Origin of the sequence: Pseudomonas guariconensis, assembly GCF_900102675.1 — a bacterium.
Lineage (GTDB): Bacteria > Pseudomonadota > Gammaproteobacteria > Pseudomonadales > Pseudomonadaceae > Aquipseudomonas > Aquipseudomonas guariconensis.
This window is the reverse complement of record NZ_FMYX01000004.1, coordinates 223979-244157: the sequence shown is the minus strand read 5'-3', so window position 1 is coordinate 244157 and position 20179 is coordinate 223979. Positions and strand designations below refer to the sequence as shown.

The window sequence follows — 20179 nt, the reverse complement described above, 5'->3', positions numbered from 1 at the left end:
TCCAGGCACTACCCCCGCTCCTACAACAATTGCGGTTAGTCCTTCCAGAAGGGTTTATGCCCTTCTTCGCGAGCCTGCTCCCAGCTCAGTCCCACATCCTTCAGTTGGCTATCATCCAACTGCAACAAGACCCGGCGAGTGCGCCAGCGGTGCAGCATCAACCCCCAGCGTCCCAGCCCGGCCGGGGCGTTGTAGACCTTCGGCCGCAGGCCTTCTTCCAGTTCTTTAGCCAATAATTGCAAACGTACGTCGCTCACGCCGTCCATCGCCACGCTCTCCTGCTCTGATCGAACCCTGGAAAAAGCATGCCGTTTCGCGCCCTCGACAATACAGATCCAATACCGGCTTATTATTCCCATACAGAATTGGCCGAAACAGGACTGAATGGCGTATTTTCCACCCATCTGTACCCGTCCTAGTCGCAGACGGTTCCAAGGAGTATGCCGTGACCCTTTACCTCAACCTTGCCGAACTGCTTGGCGCACGCATCGAACAAGGCCTGTACCGCCCCGGCCAGCGCCTGCCATCGGTGCGTGCCCTGAGCCTTGAGCATGGGGTCAGCCTGAGCACGGTGCAGCAGGCCTATCGTCTGCTCGAAGACAACGGCCTGGTCTCGCCGCGGCCCAAGTCCGGCTATTTCGTCGCCGAGGACCGCAGTCTTCCTGCGCTGCCCGCCATGAGCCGCACCGCCCAACGTCCGGTGGATATCTCGCAGTGGGACCAAGTGCTGGAACTGGTGCGCAGCACGCCGCAAAAAGGCGTGATCCAGCTCGGTCGCGGCATGCCCGACATCGACAGCCCGACCCTCAAGCCCCTGCTGCGAAGCCTGGCCCAGCTCAGCCGACGCCAGGACATGCCAGGTCTGTACTACGACAACATCCATGGCAACCTGGCCCTGCGCGAGCAGATCGCCCGGCTGATGCTCGACTCCGGCTGCCGCCTGGGCCCGGCCGACCTGGTGGTGACCACTGGCTGCCATGAGGCGTTGTCCACCAGCATCCGCGCCGTGTGTGAACCAGGGGATATCGTGGCCGTCGAAGCGCCCAGCTTCCACGGCGCCATGCAGACCCTCAAAGGCCTGGGCATGAAGGCCCTGGAGATTCCCACCGATCCACTCACCGGCATCAGCCTGGAGGCCTTGGAACTGGCGCTGGAGCAGTGGCCCATCAAGCTCATCCAGCTCACCCCCAGCTGTAACAACCCACTGGGCTACATCATGCCCGAGGCGCGCAAGAAGGCCCTGCTGAACCTCGCCCAGCGCTACGACGTGGCAATTCTCGAAGACGATGTGTACGGCGACCTGGCCTACACCTACCCGCGGCCGCGGACCATCAAGTCGTTCGATGAAGACGGCCGCGTGTTGCTGTGCAGCTCTTTCTCCAAGACCCTGGCTCCGGGCCTGCGGGTCGGCTGGGTGGCGCCCGGACGCTACCTGGAGCGCGTGCTGCACATGAAGTACATCAGCACCGGCAGTACCGCCAGCCAGCCGCAACTGGCCATCGCCGATTTCATCGAAGCCGGCCACTATCAGCCCCACGTGCGCCGCATGCGCAGCCAGTACCAACGCGGCCGCGACCAGATGAGCGACTGGGTGACACGGTACTTTCCGCCCGGCACGCGCGCCAGTCGGCCCCAAGGCGGGTTCATGCTGTGGGTTGAATTGCCGGAAAGTTTCGATACGCTGCGCCTGAATCGCGCTTTACTGGAGCAGGGGGTGCAGATCGCCGTCGGCAGTATCTTCTCGGCGTCGGGCAAGTACCGGCATTGCCTGCGCATGAACTTCGCCGCGCGGCCCACGCCCCAGATCGAAGCTGCGGTACGCAAAGTGGGTGAAACCGCCCTTCGTCTACTGGAAGCGTACGAAGACCCGGCGTAACTTTGCGCCGCCCTCCACGGTCCAAACCATAAAGCCTTTGCTGTACAGGACGTTCTTCACTTGAGACTCCAGCGAGCTCTGCCACTGTTGCTGGCGCTGCTGCTTGGCCTGTCGGGCTGCGCCAGTGTCAGTACGCCCCGCCAGGTCAGCCAGACGCTGCCGGCCAGCGAATCGGCGTTCGGCCGCTCCGTCCAGCGCCAGGCCGCGCCCTATGACGGGCGCTCGGGCTTTCGCCTGCTGCCCAACAGCAACGAGGCCTTTCGCGCCCGCGCCGAGCTCATCCGCAACGCCCAGGCGAGCATCGACCTGCAGTACTACATCGTCCACGATGGCTTGAGCACCCGAGCCCTGGTCCACGAGCTGCTGCGCGCCGCCGACCGCGGCGTGCGCGTGCGCGTGCTGCTCGACGACACCACCAGCGACGGCCTCGACACCATGATGGGCACCCTCGCTGCCCATCCCAACATCCAGATCCGCGTATTCAACCCCTTGCACCTGGGGCGCAGCACCGGCGCCACCCGCGCTGTAGGCCGGCTGTTCAACCTGTCGCGCCAGCATCGGCGCATGCACAACAAGCTGTTTTTGGTGGACAACAGCATGGCCATCGTCGGCGGTCGCAACCTGGGCGATGAATACTTCGACGCCGAGCCGAACCTCAACTTCACCGACATCGATCTGCTCGGCGTAGGCCCGGTGGCCGACCAGCTCGGCCACAGCTTCGACCAGTACTGGAACAGCGCCCTGAGCTTGCCGATCGGCGACTTTCTCTGGCGCCAGCCGGATGCCAACGACCTGCGGGCCAGCCGCAAGCGCCTGGAGATTTCACTGGCGCAAGCGCGGGTCAAGCACAAAGCCTTGTACGACCGCTTGATGGCCTACCAGTCCAATCCACGGCTGGACGCGTGGCGCAACGAGCTGATCTGGGCCCACAGCAAGGCCCTCTGGGATTCACCTAGCAAGGTACTGGCCCAAGGCGAGCCGGATCCACACCTGCTGATGACCCAGCAGTTGGCACCGGAGCTTGCCAATGTGCACCGCGAGCTGATCCTGGTATCGGCCTACTTCGTACCGGGCGAATCGGGCTTGCTGTACCTGACCGGCCGCGCCGATGCCGGTACGTCAGTCAAGCTGCTGACCAACTCCCTGGAAGCCACCGACGTCCCAGCGGTACATGGCGGCTATGCCCCCTATCGCCGCGCCCTGCTCGAGCACGGCGTGCAGCTGTACGAACTGCGCCGCCAACCCGGTGACCCGAGCGCTTACCGCAGCCTGCGCCTGTATGGCAGCTCGGATTCCAGTCTGCACAGCAAAGCCATCGTCTTCGACCGACGCAAGACCTTCATCGGATCGTTCAACTTCGACCCACGCTCGGTGTTGTGGAACACCGAGGTCGGCGTGCTGGTCGACAGCCCCGAGCTGGCCGAATACACCCGTGATCTTGCGGTGCAGGGCATGGCGCCAGCGCTGAGCTATCAGGCCAAGCTGGTGGGGGACAAACTGGTGTGGGTGACCGAGGACAACGGCAAACGCCGCCTGCTCACCTCCGAGCCAGGCGGGCTGTGGCGGCGATTCAATGCCTGGATCAGCAAGGCGGTGGGGCTGGAGAAGATGCTGTGAGCCGCCGCCCCGTTCGCAGGTGAACCCTGCCCACAATTCAAGCAGTGCTATAGCGCCGCACCTGTGGCCCGCGAATCGGCTACAAACTCGCTATCAGGCCGAAGCAGGCTCGAAGGCATCGCGCCTGCGAGTCAACACGACCAACCCCGCCGCCCCTGCCGCCATCAGCCACGGCAATGCATGGCCACTGATCCATTGACTGCCGGCGCCAGCGATCAGCGGCCCTAGCAGGCAACCGATGCCCCACAGCTGCGCCACATGCGCGTTGGCGCGCACCAGTTCATCGTCCCGGTAGCGCTCACCGATCAGCACCAGCGACAGGGTGAAAAGCCCGCCGGCACTGGCCCCGAACAACACCCAGACCGGCCAGATCGCAGGTGTGTGCAAGGTCAGCGGAATGGCCAGACTCGAAACGAGCAGGGTCAAGGCGCAACCACTGAACAGCGTCCGCCGCGACATGTAGTCGGCCAGGGCCCCGATCGGCAGCTGCAGCACGGCATCGCCCACCACCACGGTGCTGACCATGAACAATGCGATCTCGGCGGTGAACCCTTGCTGCAGGCAGTACACCGGCAGCAAGGTCAGGATCATCGCCTCGAAGGCAGCGAACAGCGCAATGGCCCAGGCGATCACCGGCAAACGCCGGCAAAACCCGAACAGGTCGCCGAAGGTGACGCTGCATGCCTCGGTGCTGGGTGCACCGCCGCGGCCCAGCAGCAGCAAGGGTGCGAACAGCAGCAGCGCTGTGGCGGCCCAGAATCCAAAGTCATCGTCCGAGCCCAAGAACCCCAGCACCAAGGGGCCGGCAAGCTGGCTCAGGGCATAGCTGCTGCCATACAGCGCCACCAACCGACCGCGCCACTGCTCGACCACCAGTTGGTTGATCCAGCTTTCACCCAGGATGAACACCACCGTCAGGGCCATGCCGATCACCAGGCGCAATGCCAGCCACAGCGCATAACTGGGCAGCACGGCTACAAGGCCGATCGATAACGCACCGCCCCACAGGCACAGGCGCATCGCCGCTGGCACACCGACCCAACCCGCCAGGCGGCTGGCCAGGCTGGCCCCGAGTAGCACACCGAGCGCAGGCATCGCGGCCATCACGCCGATGGCGAACCCACCGTAGCCCCAGCCCTCCAGGCGCAAGGACACCAGCGGCATGCTCACGCCGAGCGCGAGCCCGACACTGAGCACCGACGCCAGCACGGCAAAATAGGTTCCCCAACGCATGACAGCCTCCCAGGCAGATCTTGAACAGCAAAGACGACAAAGCCGGGACGGCATGGGCCGGCCCGGCTAGTTGCTTTCAGGGCTGCTGCGCAGCCCATCGTGGGTAACCGCTCCTACGAATCCTGTGGGAGCGGTCACCCACGAAAAGGGCCGCCCAGCGGCCCGCTGGATTACAGCTTGATCCAGGTCGCTTTCAGCTCGGTGTACTTCTCCAGTGCGTGCAGCGACTTGTCACGACCGTTGCCCGATTGCTTGAAGCCACCGAACGGCGCGGTCATGTCACCGCCATCGTACTGGTTGACCCACACGCTGCCGGCGCGCACGGCACGAGCGGTGTTATGGGCCTTGGAGATGTCGGCAGTCCAGATGCCAGCCGCCAGGCCGTACGGGGTGTCGTTGGCAATCGCCACGGCTTCCTCGGCGGTGTCGAAGGTGATGACCGACAGCACAGGGCCGAAGATCTCTTCCTTGGCGATCTTCATGGCGTTGGTCACGCCGTCGAAGATGGTCGGCTCGACGTAAGTACCGCCGGTTTCTTCCAGAATACGCTTGCCGCCCGCGAGCAGCTTGGCACCATCCTGGTGACCGGCGTCGATGTACGACAGCACGGTGTTCATTTGCTGGGTGTCCACCAGAGCACCGACGGTGGTCGACGGATCCAGCGGGTTGCCCGGCTTCCAGGCCTTCAGGGCCTCGACCACCATCGGCAAGAACTTGTCCTTGATCGAGCGCTCGACCAGCAGGCGCGAACCTGCGGTGCAGACTTCGCCCTGGTTGAAGGCGATGGCGCTGGCAGCGGCTTCGGCGGCGGCCTTGAGGTCAGGGGCGTCGGCGAAGACGATGTTCGGGCTCTTGCCGCCGGCTTCCAGCCAGACGCGCTTCATGTTCGACTCGCCCGCGTAGACCATCAGCTGCTTGGCAATCTTGGTCGAGCCGGTGAACACCAGGGTGTCGACGTCCATGTGCAGGGCCAGGGCCTTGCCCACGGTGTGGCCGTAGCCTGGCAGCACGTTCAGCACGCCTGCCGGGATGCCCGCTTCGATCGCCAGCTGGGCGATACGAATGGCGGTCAGCGGCGACTTTTCCGATGGCTTGAGGACGATGGAGTTACCAGTGGCCAGGGCCGGGCCGAGTTTCCAGCAGGCCATCAGCAGTGGGAAGTTCCACGGCACGATCGCGCCGACCACGCCCACAGGCTCGCGGGTCACCAGACCCAGCTGATCGTGCGGAGTCGGGGCGACTTCGTCGTAGACCTTGTCGATGGCTTCGGCAGTCCAATGGATGGCGTTGGCGGCACCTGGGACGTCGATGGTGGAGGAGTCACCGATCGGCTTGCCCATGTCCAGGGTTTCCAGCAGGGCCAGTTCTTCGACGTTCTTGCGCAGCAGGTCGGCGAAGCGGATCAGGGTAGCCTTACGCTTGGCCGGAGCCTGGCGCGACCAGACGCCGGATTCGAACACGGCGCGGGCATTTTCGACGGCGCGGTTGGCGTCGGCCAGATCGCAGCTGGCAACCTTGGCCAGGAAGCGTCCGTCCACCGGGCTCAGGCAGTCGAAGGTTTCACCGGATGCGGCATCGGTGTATTCGCCGTTGATGAAGGCGCGACCTTCGATCTTCAGTTGCTGGGCACGCTGTTCCCAATCCGCACGAGTCAGGGTGGTCATACGAAACTCCTCCTCTTGTTAAGGTGCAACGCCGTACTGAGGACATCACGGCGTGTCAATAATTCTGGCCGGGTGACAAGCGCACACTGGCACCCGACACCCTAAACCAGCCGGTGGAAACTATCAATATATTTGACACGAAAGGCCTAAACGCCTACTGATGTGCATTTTATTAAACAACAAAAGGGAATCACCATGAGCATCGGCACCATCATCGACTTCGCTCAGGCACTCACCGAGGCCGAACGCTACCGTCCAGCGGCGGAAAAAATCCTCAAGGGCGAGCCCGACCAGGCGGTCTACAACCACTATTCCAGCCCCTGCGGCCAGTTCGCCGCCGGCGTGTGGGAAGGTGAGGTGGGCCAGTGGACGGTGAACTACACCGAGCACGAATACTGCGAGATCACCCAGGGTGTCTCGGTACTGCGCGACCAACAGGGCAATGCCAAGACCCTGCGCGCCGGCGATCGGTTCGTCATCCCGGCCGGCTTCAAGGGCACCTGGGAAGTGCTGGAGCCCTGCCGCAAGATCTACGTCATGTTCGAACAGAAGTAAGAGTCGCAGGTGAAGGGCATCATCGAAAGTTTCCTCTTCCGCCCTGAACGCCGGACATAAAAAAACCCGCTTCCGTGGAAGCGGGTTTTTTTCAGGTTGCCGATCAATTACTTGATCTTGGCTTCCTTGTAGACCACGTGCTTGCGGACGACCGGATCGTATTTCTTGATCTCGATCTTGTCCGGAGTGGTGCGCTTGTTCTTGTCGGTGGTGTAGAAGTGGCCGGTACCGGCACTCGAAACCAGACGGATCAATTCACGCATGATGTTCTCCCTTAAACCTTGGCGCCAGCACGACGGATGTCGGCCAGAACGGCATCGATACCGCGCTTGTCGATGATACGCATGCCCTTGGCGGAAACGCGCAGACGCACGAAACGCTTCTCGGACTCAACCCAGAAACGGTGGTGCTGCAGGTTTGGCAGGAAACGACGACGGGTTTTGTTGTTTGCGTGGGAAATGTTGTTCCCGGTTACCGGACCCTTACCGGTAACTTGACAGACTCTCGACATGCCTCAGCCCTCTAAAACCACATGCCCAACCCGGCATGGGTTGGCCGCTTAATCTCTCAGTCTATGGCGCCAGGCGCCGTGTTTCCGGGGGTCCTATCGACCGAATCGGCTTGCGCGACAGACCGTGCCCCTAGAAAAGAGCGCTGCTTTATACCAGAAAGACTCGACCACAACAACAGAAGATACGCATCCTGATAGGGCCGAGCGCGCCCGGCCAGCATAGCGACAAGGCTGGCGTGCTGTCGACCGCTCGTCGCCGGGCAGGCGAAAAAGAAGGTGGCCATTTATCAATGCGCACACTAGGGTAGGACCTTTCCTCAGCTGCACAGTCAGATGGGCCCCGGATCAGTCAAGGAGTCACCATGCGTGTCGCCGCCCTATCGTTGTTGTTCACCTCCCTGTTCGCCGCAGGCCTCGCCCAGGCGGCGCCCCTCTCCGTTTGCACCGAGGCCAGCCCCGAAGGCTTCGACGTCGTCCAGTACAACTCGCTGACGACCACCAACGCCTCGGCCGATGTGCTGATGAATCGTCTGGTGGAATTCGATGCCAGCCAGGGCAAGGTGGTGCCCAGCCTGGCTGAAAGCTGGACAGTGTCCGATGACGGCCTGATCTATGACTTCAAGCTGCGCAATGGCGTGAAATTCCATACCACATCCTGGTTCAAACCCAGCCGTGACTTGGACGCCGACGATGTGCTGTTCAGCTTCCAGCGCATGCTCTACCCCGCCCACGCCTGGCACAAGACAGCGCCTGGAGGGTACCCGCATGCCCAATCGCTGCAGCTGGCCAGCCTGATCAAGCTGATCGAAGCGCCGGAACCGCACACGGTACGCTTCACCCTGACCCACCCGGACGCGACCTTCCTGGCGACCCTGAGCATGGGTTTCGCCTCGATCTATTCCGCCGAGTATGCCGACAAGCTGCTCAAGGCCGGCACCCCGGAAAAGCTCAACAGCCAGCCGGTCGGCACCGGACCGTTCGTGTTCCAGCGTTTCCAGAAGGACGCGGTGGTGCGCTATCGCGCCAACCCCGACTATTTCGCGGGCAAGCCCGCCGTCGACCCGCTGATCTACGCCATCACCCCAGACGCCAACGTACGCCTGCAGAAGCTCAAACGCGGCGAATGCCAGGTGGCCCTCTCGCCCAAACCGTTGGATATCACCGAAGCTGGCAAGGACGGTAATCTCAAGACCGCAAGTGTCCCGGCGTTCATGACGGCGTTCGTCGCCATCAACAGCCAGCACCCACCGCTGGACAAATCCGAGGTGCGCCAGGCCATCAACCTGGCCTTCGACAAGCCCGCCTATCTCAAGGCCGTGTTCGAAGGCACCGCCATCGCGGCCAATGGCCCCTACCCGCCCAACACCTGGAGCTACGCCAAGGACTTGCCTGGCTACGCCATGGACCTTAAAAAAGCCAAGGCGCTGTTGGCCAAGGCAGGGCTTGCGGACGGTTTTGCCACGACGATCTGGACCCGCCCCTCAGGCAGCCTGCTCAATCCAAACCCGAGCCTGGGCGCACAGATGCTCCAGGCGGATCTTGCGAAGATCGGTATCAAGGCCGAGATCCGCGTGATCGAATGGGGCGAGCTGATCCGCCGGGCCAAGGCTGGCGAGCATGATCTGCTGTTCATGGGCTGGGCCGGCGACAACGGCGATCCGGACAACTTCCTCACCCCGCAGTTTTCCTGCGCGGCGGTCAAGTCCGGTACCAACTTCGCGCGTTTTTGCGATAACCGCCTGGATCAGCTGATCAGCGCCGGCCGCACCACTAACGACCAGAGCGTGCGCAGCCGTTTGTATCAACAGGCGCAGACGCTGATCCAGCAGCAGGCACTGTGGTTGCCACTGGCCCATCCGACTGCAGCCACGCTGCTGCGCCAGGGTGTGGAGGGTTACCAAGTGAGCCCGTTCGGGCGATTGGATTTCAGCAAGGTTTCCGTCACGCGCTAAGTCATTGGCCGGGGCGCTTTGCGCCCCATCGCTGGCCATAAAGCAGCCTTAGGCCTCGAACCACCCCTGCTCGATCATCGACAGCGGCTCACCGTCCCCGACGATGACATGATCGAGCACCCGCACATCGATCAACGCCAATGCCCGTTTGAGCACCAGCGTCATGTGCACGTCATCCTCGCTGGGCTCGCTATGGCCTGACGGATGGTTGTGGCAAAGGATCAGGGCGGCGGCGTTGTGCAACAGCGAGCGCCGCACCACCTCACGCGGGTAGACGCTCGCCCGGTTGATCGTCCCCCTGAACAGGACCTCGAACGCCAGCGGCCTGTGCTTGGTGTCCAGAAACAGACAGCCGAACACTTCGCTAGCTTCGTGACGCAGCCTGGACTTCAGATAACGCCGCACAGACGCCGGATTCTCCAGAACGGCTTCACGCGAGATGGATTCATCCAGATAACGTCTGCCGATCTCCAGCAACGCTTGCAACTGCGCATATTTCACCAACCCCAGGCCCGGTTCGCGCAGCACGGCATCGCGGTCTGCCTCGAGAAACTGCCTGAGTCCGCCGAAGCGCATCAAAAGCCCCCGCGACAGGTCCAGCACATTTCGCCCGGCAACTCCCGAGCCCAGCAGCACAGCGAGCAATTCAGCGTCCGACAGCACGGCCGCACCGCGCTGCAACAGCTTCTCCCGTGGCCGCTCGTCCGCTGGCCATTCCCTGATGTTCATACCCCTCCTTGCGTGTTACTGCGGTGCGTTTAGGCCCTGTGTTAATCTATCCCGCTCCGTAGATGCGACGATCTGCCGCAGGCAGCAGTCGTCGTCGCCCGCTTTCACTGGAAAAAGGCAAGCCTATGCAGCGGCTGTATCGCAAGCGCATCGTTCTCGGCGTGGGTGGCGGCATCGCCGCCTACAAGAGCGCCGAGCTGATTCGCCGACTCCTGGAACACGGCGCGCAGGTGCGCGTCGTCATGACCCGAGGTGGTGCCGAGTTCATCACCCCGCTGACCCTGCAGGCACTGTCCGGCCACCCGGTGCACATGGATCTGCTCGACCCCGCGGCCGAAGCGGCCATGGGGCACATCGAACTGGCCAAGTGGGCCGACCTGGTATTGATCGCCCCGGCCACCGCCGACCTCATGGCACGCCTGGCACAAGGCATGGCCGATGACCTGCTGACCACCCTGGTACTGGCTACCGATGCCACTGTTGCCGTGGCGCCAGCCATGAACCAGGCCATGTGGCGCGACGCGGCCACCCAGGCCAACCTCGAACTGCTCAAGAGCCGCGGCATCCAGGTATTCGGCCCGGCCTCCGGCAGCCAGGCCTGTGGCGACGTTGGCCTTGGTCGCATGCTCGAAGCCACGGATCTGGCCTGGTGCGCAGCCGAAAGCTTCAAGCGCCAGTCGCTGACCGGCAAGCATGTGCTGATCACCGCCGGCCCCACCCAGGAAAACATCGACCCGGTGCGCTACATCACCAATCATAGCTCCGGGAAGATGGGCTTCGCCCTGGCCGAGGCGGCTGCCGAAGCCGGGGCTCGGGTGACCCTCGTCACAGGCCCCGTGCACCTAGCGACGCCCGATCGCGTCAACCGGATCGACGTGGTGAGCGCGCGGGACATGCTCGCGGCCTGCGAGGCCGCCATGCCCTGCGACTTGTTCATCGCCTCGGCAGCGGTCGCGGACTACCGCCCGGAAGTCGTTGCCCCGCAAAAGCTCAAGAAAGACCCTACGACCGGCGACGGCATGCTGCTGCAGATGGTGCGCAATCCAGATATCCTTGCGACCATCGCTGGCCGCACCGATCGTCCGTTCAGCGTCGGCTTCGCCGCCGAGACCGAACACTTGCTCGATTACGCCACGCGCAAGCTCAAGGACAAGAACCTCGACCTGATCGTCGCCAATGATGTGGCCAACCCCAGCATCGGCTTCAACAGCGAGGAAAACGCCCTGACCGTCATCGACCGCCAGCAGCACCAGACCCTCTTCGCGCAGACCAGCAAGGGCAAGATCGCCCGACAACTGGTCGCCTTCATCGCCGAACGGCTCAACCAGGTTCAATAAGTTACATGCACGCTCTTCAAGCCAAGATCCTCGACCCTCGCCTGGGCAATGATTTCCCTCTGCCGCAATACGCCACCCCCGGCTCCGCCGGCCTGGACCTGCGCGCCATGCTCAAGGAAGACACTGTCCTGGAGCCGGGCCAGACCCTGCTGATTCCCACTGGCCTGTCGGTATATATCGGCGACCCGGGCCTGGCCGCAATGATCCTTCCGCGCTCAGGCCTGGGCCACAAGCACGGCATCGTGCTGGGCAACCTGGTCGGCCTGATCGACTCGGACTACCAGGGCGAGCTGATGGTCTCCTGCTGGAACCGCGGCCAGACGCCCTTCACCATCGCCATCGGCGAGCGTATCGCGCAGCTGGTGCTGGTGCCTGTGGTGCAGGCGCATTTCGAGATCGTCGAGTCCTTCGACGAGAGCCAGCGCGGGGCTGGCGGCTTCGGTCACTCCGGCAACCACTGAGACCGCTTGACGACCGTTGGGCCATGGATGGCGAACTCTCTGGCCAAAGCATCGTCCAAGCGTTCAGTTTGCGCCTGCCCAGAAGCCTTTGATTATTGGAGCACCCAGAGATGAACGACATGGCCCACCTGGTACCCGCACTGCCCGAGAGCATCTTCCGTGCCTACGACATCCGTGGCGTTGTCGGCAAAACACTGACCGGCGAGACTGCCTATTGGATCGGCCGTGCCATCGGCGCCCAAACCCTCGCCCAGGGCGAGCCGCAGATCTCGGTTGGTCGCGATGGCCGCCTGTCCGGACCGATGCTGGTCGAGCAGCTGATCAAGGGCCTGGTCGACGCCGGTTGCCAGGTCAGCGACGTCGGCCTGGTCCCGACTCCAGCGCTGTACTACGCCGCCAATGTGCTGGCCGGCAAGTCCGGTGTGATGCTTACCGGCAGCCACAATCCGCCTGACTACAACGGCTTCAAGATCGTCATCGCTGGCGACACCTTGGCCAACGAACAGATCCAAGCCCTGCTGACCCGCCTGAAAACCAACGACCTGAGCCGTGGCGAGGGCCGCGTCGAACGTGTCGAGATCCTGGAGCGTTACTTCCAGCAGATCGTCGGCGACGTGAAGCTGGCCAAGAAACTCAAGGTGGTGGTGGACTGCGGCAATGGCGCCGCTGGCGTCATCGCGCCGCAACTGATCGAGGCCTTGGGCTGCGACGTCATCCCGCTGTTCTGCGACGTCGACGGTAACTTCCCCAACCATCACCCGGACCCGGGCAAGCCAGAAAACCTCGAGGATCTGATCGCCAAGGTCAAGGAAACCGGCGCCGACATCGGCCTGGCCTTCGACGGTGACGGCGACCGCGTGGGCGTAGTGACCAATACCGGCACCATCGTCTATCCAGACCGCCTGCTGATGCTCTTCGCCCAGGACGTGCTGTCGCGCAACCCCGGTGCCGAAATCATCTTCGACGTCAAATGCACCCGTCGCCTGACACCGCTGATCGAACAGCACGGCGGTCGCGCCCTGATGTGGAAGACCGGGCACTCGCTGATCAAGAAGAAGATGAAACAGACCGGTTCTCTGCTGGCCGGCGAGATGAGCGGACACATCTTCATCAAGGAACGCTGGTACGGTTTCGACGACGGCATCTACAGCGCCGCACGCCTGCTGGAAATCCTCAGCAAGGCCGACCAGGACGCCGAAAGCCTGTTCGCGGCGTTCCCGAACGATATTTCGACGCCGGAAATCAACATTGATGTGACCGACGAGAGTAAATTCAGCATCATTGATGCACTGCAACGCGACGCCGACTGGGGCGATGCCAACCTCACCACCATCGACGGTGTGCGGGTCGACTACGCCCAAGGCTGGGGCCTGGTTCGCGCTTCCAACACCACCCCGGTGCTGGTGCTGCGCTTCGAGGCCGAAAGCGATGCCGAGCTCAAACGTATCCAGGCTGTCTTGCGCACGCAGTTGCTGCGTGTCGATCCAGCCCTGCAACTGCCGTTCTGACCGACTATCCGTTCCTTACCTGGAGCCCTGCATGACCCTCGATCGCGATGCCGCTTCCCATGTAGCCGAGGTTTTGTCCGAAGCACTGCCTTACATTCGCCGCTTTGTCGGCAAGACCCTGGTGATCAAGTACGGCGGCAACGCGATGGAGAGCGAAGAGCTCAAGACCGGCTTTGCCCGGGACATCGTGTTGATGAAGGCCGTGGGCATCAACCCGGTGGTCGTGCATGGCGGCGGCCCGCAGATCGGTGATTTGCTCAAGCGTCTCTCGATCGAGAGCCACTTCATCGACGGCATGCGAGTCACCGATTCGGCCACCATGGATGTGGTGGAGATGGTTCTGGGCGGTCAGGTAAACAAAGACATCGTCAACCTGATCAACCGACACGGCGGCAGCGCCATCGGCCTGACCGGCAAAGATGCTGAATTGATCCGCGCCAAGAAGCTCACCGTCACCCGCCAGACACCGGAGATGACCCAACCGGAAATCATCGACATCGGCCATGTGGGTGAAGTGGTGAGCGTCAATACCGACCTGCTGAACATGCTGGTCAAAGGCGACTTCATTCCAGTGATCGCACCGATCGGCGTGGGTGAGAACGGCGAATCGTACAACATCAACGCCGACTTGGTGGCCGGCAAGGTAGCCGAGGCGCTCAAGGCCGAGAAGCTGATGCTGCTGACCAATATCGCAGGCCTGATGGACAAGCAGGGCACCGTCCTGACCGGACTGACCACCGAGCAGGTCAACGAGCTGATCGCCGATGGCACCATCTACGGCGGCATGCTGCCGAAGATCAAATGTGCTTTGGAGGCAGTGCAAGGTGGGGTGAACAGCTCGCACATCATCGATGGTCGCGTACCGAATGCCGTGCTGCTGGAGATCTTCACCGACAGCGGCGTGGGCACATTGATCACCAACACCAAGCGTCACTGACCACTTGGTCTGTCAGATGGCTCTTACCATCTGGCGTCGATTCACGGAAAAAGGCGACCTCTAGGGTCGCCTTTTTTTATTCATCCTCACCGCACCCGCGCTTTAAGCTCCCGCCGCACATAAAGTTATTCTGCTTGGCGCCGAAAAGGTAATAGCATAGCGCCATCGTTTTACTTTCTAATGGAGATATCGCGTGAAATACGCATCACAAGGACTCGTGCTGGTAGCCGCTCTGGCTATCGGGTCCCTTTCCGGCTGCGCAACCGAAACCTCCACGGCAGTTGCCGTGCAGCAGGTAGAAAGCGTCAATCGTCCTTACAGCGGCCTTCGGGCGCCGATCGCCGTGGGTAAATTCGACAATCGCTCCAGCTACATGCGCGGCATCTTCTCCGACGGCGTTGACCGCTTGGGCGGCCAAGCCAAAACCATCCTGATCACCCATTTGCAGCAGACCAATCGCTTCAATGTGCTCGACCGCGACAATATGGGCGAGATCCAGCAAGAAGCGGCGATCAAGGGCCAAGCCCAGCGTCTCAAAGGCGCCGACTACGTGGTGACAGGCGATGTAACCGAGTTCGGCCGCAAAGAGGTCGGCGATCACCAGCTGTTCGGCATCCTGGGGCGCGGCAAGACCCAGATTGCCTATGCCAAGGTTGCACTGAACATCGTCAACATCAGTACCTCCGAGGTGGTCTATTCGAGCCAGGGTGCAGGCGAATATGCACTCTCCAACCGCGAGATCATCGGCTTCGGCGGCACCGCCAGCTATGACTCCACCCTCAATGGCAAAGTCCTCGACCTGGCCATGCGCGAAGCCGTGAACAAACTGGTCAATGCCGTGGAAAGCGGCCAATGGAAGCCACAAGCGCAGTAAGTGGATAGAACAAGGAAGAAGTTACATGACGACCTCACTCTCGGCCTGGCGCGCAGTCGCCGCGCTCTTGCTTGGCTGCACCCTGCTGGCAGGTTGCAGCGGCCCAAAGTCCTTGTACCAATGGGAGAGCTACCAACCCCAGGTATATGAGTACTTCAAAGGTGAGTCCTCGAAAGAGGAACAGGCCATCGCCCTTGAGCGTGACCTCGAAAAGATCAAAGCCAAGAACGGCGCGGTCCCGCCCGGCTATCACGCCCAACTTGGGCTGCTCTATTCCAGCCTGGGCAAGGACGATCAGATGATCCAGCAGTTGCGCACCGAAAAGGCACTGTTCCCTGAATCGGCGCCGTACATGGACTTTCTGATGAACAATGCCAGCAAGGGAACCAAGCAATGATCAGTCGCCTCACCCAACTGCTCGTGAGCGTCTGCGTGCTGGCGCTGCTCACCGGCTGCGCCGAGCGCAAGACCATCGATTACACGGCCTATAAACAAAGTCGCCCCAAATCGATCCTGATCCTGCCGCCACTGAACGAGTCCCCGGATGTCAAAGCCACCTACAGCATGCTGTCCCAGGTGACCTATCCGCTGGCTGAGGCAGGCTACTACGTAATGCCCGTGGCACTGGTTGACGAAACCTTCCGCCAGAACGGCCTGAGCACACCCGCCGATATCCATCAGCTGCCGCCCAACAAGCTGCATGAGATTTTTGGTGCGGATGCAGGCCTGTATGTCACCGTCAGCGATTACGGTACGCGCTATATGGTGCTCAGCAGCGCAACTGTCGTCACCGCCAGCGCCAAACTGGTGGACCTCAAGAGCGGAACCACCTTGTGGACGGGTAGCGCCAGCGCCTCGAGCGAAGAAGGTCGGCAGAATCAAGGCGGCCTGATTGGCATGCTGGTCACCGCAGCGATCAACCAGATCATCAGCAACGTACAAGATGATGCGGGCTACCCGATCGCGGGCATCACCAGCAGTCGTTTGCTCACGCCCCAGCCCAACGGCGGAATCCTCTATGGCCCCCGCTCGCCGAAGTACGGCACGGACTGAGCGCAGCCGCTATTGCGGCGGTTCGCCGCGAACGAGGCCTGAATAGCCTGCACAAAAAAGGCGACCTTCTCACGAAGGTCGCCTTTTTCGTTGCAACGCGGGGCGTCAGATCCCGTATTGCGCCCGATAGGCTTCGACAGCAGGCAGGTGCTGCTTGAGCTGTGGGTCATCGGCCAGGAACTCCAGCACCTGGGTCAGCGAAACGATGCTGACCACCGGGATGCCGAAGTCGCGCTCGACTTCCTGGATCGCCGACAGCTCGCCATTGCCACGCTCTTCGCGGTTCAGCGCGATCAGAACGCCAGCGGCCTTGGCCTTCTGCGCATTGATGATCTGCATCACTTCGCGGATAGCGGTGCCAGCGGTGATCACGTCGTCGATGATCAGTACGTCACCGGCCAGCGGGGCGCCGACCAAGCTCCCGCCTTCGCCGTGATCCTTGGCTTCCTTGCGGTTGAAGCACCATGGCACATCGAGCTGGTGTTGCTCGGCCAGCGCCACAGCAGTGGCTGCGGCCAGGGGAATACCCTTGTAGGCGGGGCCGAACAGCACATCGAACGGGATCTTGCTGTCGACGATGGCCGCCGCGTAGCAACGCCCCAGTTGCGCCAGTGCAGAACCGGTATTGAACAGGCCGGCATTGAAGAAGTACGGGCTGGTACGCCCCGATTTCAGGGTGAACTCACCGAAGCGCAGAACCCCGCGATCGATGGCAAAACGAATGAAGTCGCGCTGATACGGCTGCATGAAGAGTCCCGGACACCACGGATTTAGCTAAATGAGTTGAGCTCGGGTATCATACACGCACGAGATTTTTGGGGCCATTTATGCGGATCATCAGTGTGAACGTGAATGGCATTCAGGCTGCGGCCGAGCGTGGATTGCTCAGCTGGCTGCAAGCCCAGAATGCCGACGTCATCTGCCTTCAGGATACCCGCGCCTCGGCCTTTGAACTCGACGACCCAGCTTTCCAGCTCGATGGCTATTTCCTTTACGCCTGCGACGCGGAGGTGCCAGCCCAAGGTGGCGTGGCACTGTACTCGCGGATGCAGCCCAAGGCAGTCATCACCGGCCTGGGCTTCGAGACAGCCGACCGTTACGGGCGTTACCTGCAAGCGGATTTCGACAAGGTAAGTATTGCCACCCTGCTGCTGCCTTCGGGCATGAACGGCGACGAGGACTTGAACCAGAAGTTCAAGTTGATGGACGACTTCGCCCGCTACCTGGACAAGCAGCGTCGCAAGCGTCGCGAGTACATCTACTGCGGCTCGCTGTACGTGGCGCAACAGAAGCTGGACATCAAGAACTGGCGCGACAGCCAGCAGTCGCCAGGCTTCCTGCCACCGGAGCGTGCGTGGATGGACGCAATCGTTGGCGACATGGGCTACGTCGACGCCCTGCGCGAAGTCAGTCGCGAAGGTGACCAGTACAGCTGGTGGCCGGACAACGAGCAGGCCGAGATGCTTAACCTGGGTTATCGGTTCGATTACCAGATCCTTACCCCAGGCCTGCGCCGTTTCGTGCGCAACGCACGCCTGCCACGCCAACCGCGCTTCTCCCAGCATGCGCCACTGATCGTGGACTACGACTGGACACTGACGATCTAAGTCAGTCTGCCGCCCATTCGCGGGTTTACCCGCGAATGGGCCTCAAAAAACCTACTTGATCGGCCGCCAGATCAGCGGATAGCGATAAGGCTTGCCCTCGTTGGCCCTGACCCCCGCAAGGATGGCCAGGACCAGCACCGCTACCGTCAGGATGGCGAAGAGCACGATCCCCACCAAAACGAACATCAGCAGGAAGCAGATGAACCCTGCGATGGTCACGCTGATCTGGAAGTTCAGTGCCTCCTTGCCCTGCGCGTCGATGAACGGATCCAGCTCACGCTTCCAGATCCACATCACCAGCGGGCCCAGCAGGTGCCCAAGGGGCACCACCAGGCCCAGCAGCGCCGAGAGATGACAGAACATCGCCCATTGCCGGATCTCGGCGTTGGGTGGGGCGACCGGCAGGTCGTCAGGCTCGTTCATGTTCCACACCTCCTTGGCAGCCAGGTCAGTCGGCCAGCGACGCGTTCTGCAGTTCGAAGATCTCGGTCATGCCCTTTTGGGCCAGGGCCAGCATGGCGTTGAAGTCTTCAGGCTGGAACGGAGCGCCTTCGGCGGTGCCCTGGACCTCGATGAAGCCACCGGCGCTGGTCATGACCACGTTCAGGTCGGTCTCGGCGGCGGAGTCTTCCAAATAGTCCAGGTCGAGCACGGCCTCGCCCTGATACATGCCCACCGACACAGCGGCGATCATGTGCTTGAGCGGGTTGCCACCCTTGAGACCGCCACGCTTCTTGATCACGGCCAGGGCGTCGCACAGGGCGACCATGGCACCGGTGATCGACGCAGTGCGGGTTCCGCCATCGGCCTGGATCACGTCGCAGTCGACGTACAGGGTGACGTCGCCCAGCTTGCTCATGTCCAGCGCGGCGCGCAGGGAGCGACCGATCAGACGCTGGATCTCCAGGGTACGACCACCCTGCTTGCCACGGCTCGCCTCGCGCTGATTACGCTCGCCGGTGGAACGCGGCAGCATGCCGTACTCGGCGGTCAGCCAACCCTGGCCCTGGCCCTTGAGGAAGCGGGGAACACCATTTTCGACGCTGACCGTGCAGACGACCTTGGTGTCGCCGAACTCGACCAGTACCGACCCCTCGGCGTGCTTGGTGTAGTTGCGGGTGATGCGGATCGAGCGGAGCTGATCGGCGGCGCGACCACTTGGACGTTTCATCTGGGATACCTGTACCGGGACTTGAATCTGGCGAGCATTATAAGGCCCGTCGCCCTGTGAGGACATGCCTATTGTCGCGCGCCGGGGCAGCCTGTCGTCTTTTCCCACCGGCCTTGCAGGCGCTCTGTAGCATGGGCGGATTGGGCGCCCGCACCGCACTGCGTTACAATCCCACGCCTTGGCCGAAAGGCTTTCCCGTTCATTCAGACTTCGCGAGGTACTCACCATGGTGCACAGCATGACCGCTTTTGCTCGCGTCGAGCGCGCTGGCAGCCAAGGCACCCTGGCCTGGGAACTGCGCTCGGTCAACCACCGCTACCTGGAGCCTCACCTGCGCTTGCCCGAGGCCCTGCGCGATCTGGAAGGCGCGGTGCGCGAAGGCCTGCGCCAAGGCCTTTCGCGCGGCAAGGTCGAATGCACCCTGCGCCTGAGCGAAGACAACGCCGGCAAGCCCCTTCAAGTCGACCGTGAGCGCGCCGCGCAACTGGTCGCCGCCGCCGAGACCGTCGCCGGTCTGATCAAGCAGCCCGCACCGCTGAACCCGCTCGAAGTCCTGGCCTGGCCCGGCGTGCTGGTGGCCGACGCCAGCGACCCTCAGGCGCTCAATGCCGAGGCCATGGCGCTGTTCAACGAGGCGCTCGCCGAGCTCAAGGCCGGCCGCCAGCGTGAAGGCCTGGAGCTGGCCCGCCTGATCAACGAGCGTCTGGACGGCATGACCGCAGAGGTCACCACCTTGCGCGCTCTGGTGCCTCAAATGCTGGCGGCCCAACGCCAGCGCATCCTCGACCGCTTCAATGACCTGCAGGCCGAACTCGACCCGCAGCGCCTGGAACAGGAGATGGTGTTGCTGGCCCAGAAAAGCGACGTGGCCGAAGAGCTGGACCGCCTCAGCACGCACATCACTGAAGTCCGGCGCGTACTCAAGTCCGGCGGCGCGGCCGGCCGGCGCCTGGACTTCCTGATGCAGGAGCTCAACCGCGAGGCCAACACCCTGGGCTCCAAGGCATTCGACCCGCGCAGCACCCAGGCGGCGGTCAACCTCAAGGTGTTGATCGAACAGATGCGTGAACAAGTACAGAACATCGAGTAAGGCC

21 protein-coding genes and 1 pseudogene are annotated in these 20179 nt (G+C 62.4%); 13 read left to right on the top strand and 9 right to left on the bottom strand.

What is annotated here, in order from left to right:
* Positions 1-35: 35 nt before the first annotated feature.
* Positions 36-266 carry a DUF1127 domain-containing protein gene (locus tag BLS27_RS09020; protein WP_090344216.1) on the bottom strand — a complete coding sequence of 77 codons (231 nt, stop codon included), beginning with the start codon at positions 264-266 and terminating at the stop codon, positions 36-38.
* Positions 267-445: 179 nt separating this feature from the next.
* Here BLS27_RS09020 and BLS27_RS09015 point away from each other — a divergent pair, with 179 nt between their 5' ends.
* Together BLS27_RS09015 and BLS27_RS09010 are read left to right on the top strand one after the other, a co-directional pair.
* Positions 446-1876 (top strand): aminotransferase-like domain-containing protein, encoded by a 1431-nt coding sequence (locus BLS27_RS09015; protein WP_090344213.1) that lies wholly within the window; start codon positions 446-448, stop codon positions 1874-1876.
* Positions 1877-1936: 60 nt separating this feature from the next.
* Positions 1937-3493: a phospholipase D family protein gene (locus tag BLS27_RS09010; RefSeq protein WP_070572138.1), complete on the top strand. Its 1557-nt coding sequence runs from the start codon at positions 1937-1939 to the stop codon at positions 3491-3493.
* A 93-nt stretch (positions 3494-3586) separates the two neighbouring features.
* Here BLS27_RS09010 and BLS27_RS09005 read toward each other — a convergent pair whose 3' ends face one another.
* A complete protein-coding gene (locus BLS27_RS09005; RefSeq protein ID WP_043212996.1) occupies positions 3587-4726 on the bottom strand; it encodes an MFS transporter in 1140 nt (379 codons plus the stop codon).
* A gap of 170 nt (positions 4727-4896) precedes the next feature.
* A complete protein-coding gene (locus BLS27_RS09000) occupies positions 4897-6390 on the bottom strand; it encodes an aldehyde dehydrogenase (RefSeq protein ID WP_043212993.1) in 1494 nt (497 codons plus the stop codon).
* A 195-nt stretch (positions 6391-6585) separates the two neighbouring features.
* Between BLS27_RS09000 and BLS27_RS08995 the strand changes: the two genes are divergently transcribed.
* Entirely contained in the window at positions 6586-6945 is a 360-nt protein-coding gene (locus BLS27_RS08995; protein ID WP_043212991.1) for a cupin domain-containing protein, read from the top strand.
* Positions 6946-7052: 107 nt separating this feature from the next.
* On the opposite strand, the gene rpmG is transcribed toward BLS27_RS08995, so the two are convergent.
* Both rpmG and rpmB read right to left on the bottom strand, forming a co-directional pair.
* A complete protein-coding gene (gene rpmG, locus BLS27_RS08990; RefSeq protein ID WP_003253507.1) occupies positions 7053-7208 on the bottom strand; it encodes a 50S ribosomal protein L33 in 156 nt (51 codons plus the stop codon).
* 11 nt (positions 7209-7219) lie between these two features.
* On the bottom strand, positions 7220-7456 hold the full coding sequence (gene rpmB / locus BLS27_RS08985; RefSeq protein WP_043212989.1) for a 50S ribosomal protein L28: 237 nt from the start codon (positions 7454-7456) through the stop codon (positions 7220-7222).
* A gap of 362 nt (positions 7457-7818) precedes the next feature.
* On the opposite strand from rpmB, the gene BLS27_RS08980 reads away from it, so the two are divergent.
* On the top strand, positions 7819-9408 hold the full coding sequence (locus BLS27_RS08980) for an ABC transporter substrate-binding protein (protein ID WP_043212986.1): 1590 nt from the start codon (positions 7819-7821) through the stop codon (positions 9406-9408).
* Between the two features lie 48 nt (positions 9409-9456).
* Here the strand turns inward: BLS27_RS08980 and radC are convergent, their stop codons facing one another.
* Complete coding sequence (gene radC, locus BLS27_RS08975; RefSeq protein ID WP_043212984.1) at positions 9457-10137, bottom strand: RadC family protein; 681 nt, start codon at positions 10135-10137, stop codon at positions 9457-9459.
* Between the two features lie 125 nt (positions 10138-10262).
* Between radC and coaBC the strand changes: the two genes are divergently transcribed.
* From coaBC to BLS27_RS08940, 7 genes and pseudogenes are all read left to right on the top strand, one after another.
* The gene (gene coaBC / locus BLS27_RS08970; RefSeq protein ID WP_043212982.1) at positions 10263-11474 is read left to right on the top strand and encodes a bifunctional phosphopantothenoylcysteine decarboxylase/phosphopantothenate--cysteine ligase CoaBC; all 1212 of its coding nucleotides are present in this window, start codon (positions 10263-10265) and stop codon (positions 11472-11474) included.
* Positions 11475-11479: 5 nt separating this feature from the next.
* Positions 11480-11935 (top strand): dUTP diphosphatase, encoded by a 456-nt coding sequence (dut, locus tag BLS27_RS08965; RefSeq protein WP_090344210.1) that lies wholly within the window; start codon positions 11480-11482, stop codon positions 11933-11935.
* Positions 11936-12069: 134 nt separating this feature from the next.
* Positions 12070-13443 (top strand): annotated as a pseudogene (locus tag BLS27_RS08960) (phosphomannomutase/phosphoglucomutase); the annotation flags it as partial.
* Positions 13444-13474: 31 nt separating this feature from the next.
* Complete coding sequence (gene argB, locus BLS27_RS08955) at positions 13475-14380, top strand: acetylglutamate kinase (RefSeq protein WP_043212973.1); 906 nt, start codon at positions 13475-13477, stop codon at positions 14378-14380.
* Between the two features lie 193 nt (positions 14381-14573).
* Positions 14574-15254: a CsgG/HfaB family protein gene (locus BLS27_RS08950; protein ID WP_043212971.1), complete on the top strand. Its 681-nt coding sequence runs from the start codon at positions 14574-14576 to the stop codon at positions 15252-15254.
* A 25-nt stretch (positions 15255-15279) separates the two neighbouring features.
* Positions 15280-15651 carry a DUF4810 domain-containing protein gene (locus BLS27_RS08945; RefSeq protein WP_090344208.1) on the top strand — a complete coding sequence of 124 codons (372 nt, stop codon included), beginning with the start codon at positions 15280-15282 and terminating at the stop codon, positions 15649-15651.
* On the top strand, positions 15648-16307 hold the full coding sequence (locus BLS27_RS08940) for a DUF799 domain-containing protein (protein WP_043212967.1): 660 nt from the start codon (positions 15648-15650) through the stop codon (positions 16305-16307). The genes BLS27_RS08945 and BLS27_RS08940 overlap by 4 nt, the downstream gene beginning before the upstream one ends.
* A 105-nt stretch (positions 16308-16412) precedes the next feature.
* Here BLS27_RS08940 and pyrE read toward each other — a convergent pair whose 3' ends face one another.
* Entirely contained in the window at positions 16413-17054 is a 642-nt protein-coding gene (gene pyrE, locus BLS27_RS08935; protein ID WP_043212965.1) for an orotate phosphoribosyltransferase, read from the bottom strand.
* Between the two features lie 80 nt (positions 17055-17134).
* On the opposite strand from pyrE, the gene BLS27_RS08930 reads away from it, so the two are divergent.
* Positions 17135-17914 (top strand): exodeoxyribonuclease III, encoded by a 780-nt coding sequence (locus BLS27_RS08930; RefSeq protein WP_043212963.1) that lies wholly within the window; start codon positions 17135-17137, stop codon positions 17912-17914.
* A 51-nt stretch (positions 17915-17965) separates the two neighbouring features.
* Here the strand turns inward: BLS27_RS08930 and BLS27_RS08925 are convergent, their stop codons facing one another.
* Together BLS27_RS08925 and rph are read right to left on the bottom strand one after the other, a co-directional pair.
* Positions 17966-18337: a DUF4870 domain-containing protein gene (locus tag BLS27_RS08925; protein ID WP_043212961.1), complete on the bottom strand. Its 372-nt coding sequence runs from the start codon at positions 18335-18337 to the stop codon at positions 17966-17968.
* A gap of 25 nt (positions 18338-18362) precedes the next feature.
* Positions 18363-19085 carry a ribonuclease PH gene (gene rph / locus BLS27_RS08920; RefSeq protein ID WP_043212958.1) on the bottom strand — a complete coding sequence of 241 codons (723 nt, stop codon included), beginning with the start codon at positions 19083-19085 and terminating at the stop codon, positions 18363-18365.
* Between the two features lie 226 nt (positions 19086-19311).
* On the opposite strand from rph, the gene BLS27_RS08915 reads away from it, so the two are divergent.
* Positions 19312-20175, top strand: coding sequence for a YicC/YloC family endoribonuclease (locus tag BLS27_RS08915; protein WP_043212955.1), 864 nt, complete (start codon positions 19312-19314; stop codon positions 20173-20175).
* Positions 20176-20179: the final 4 nt, after the last annotated feature.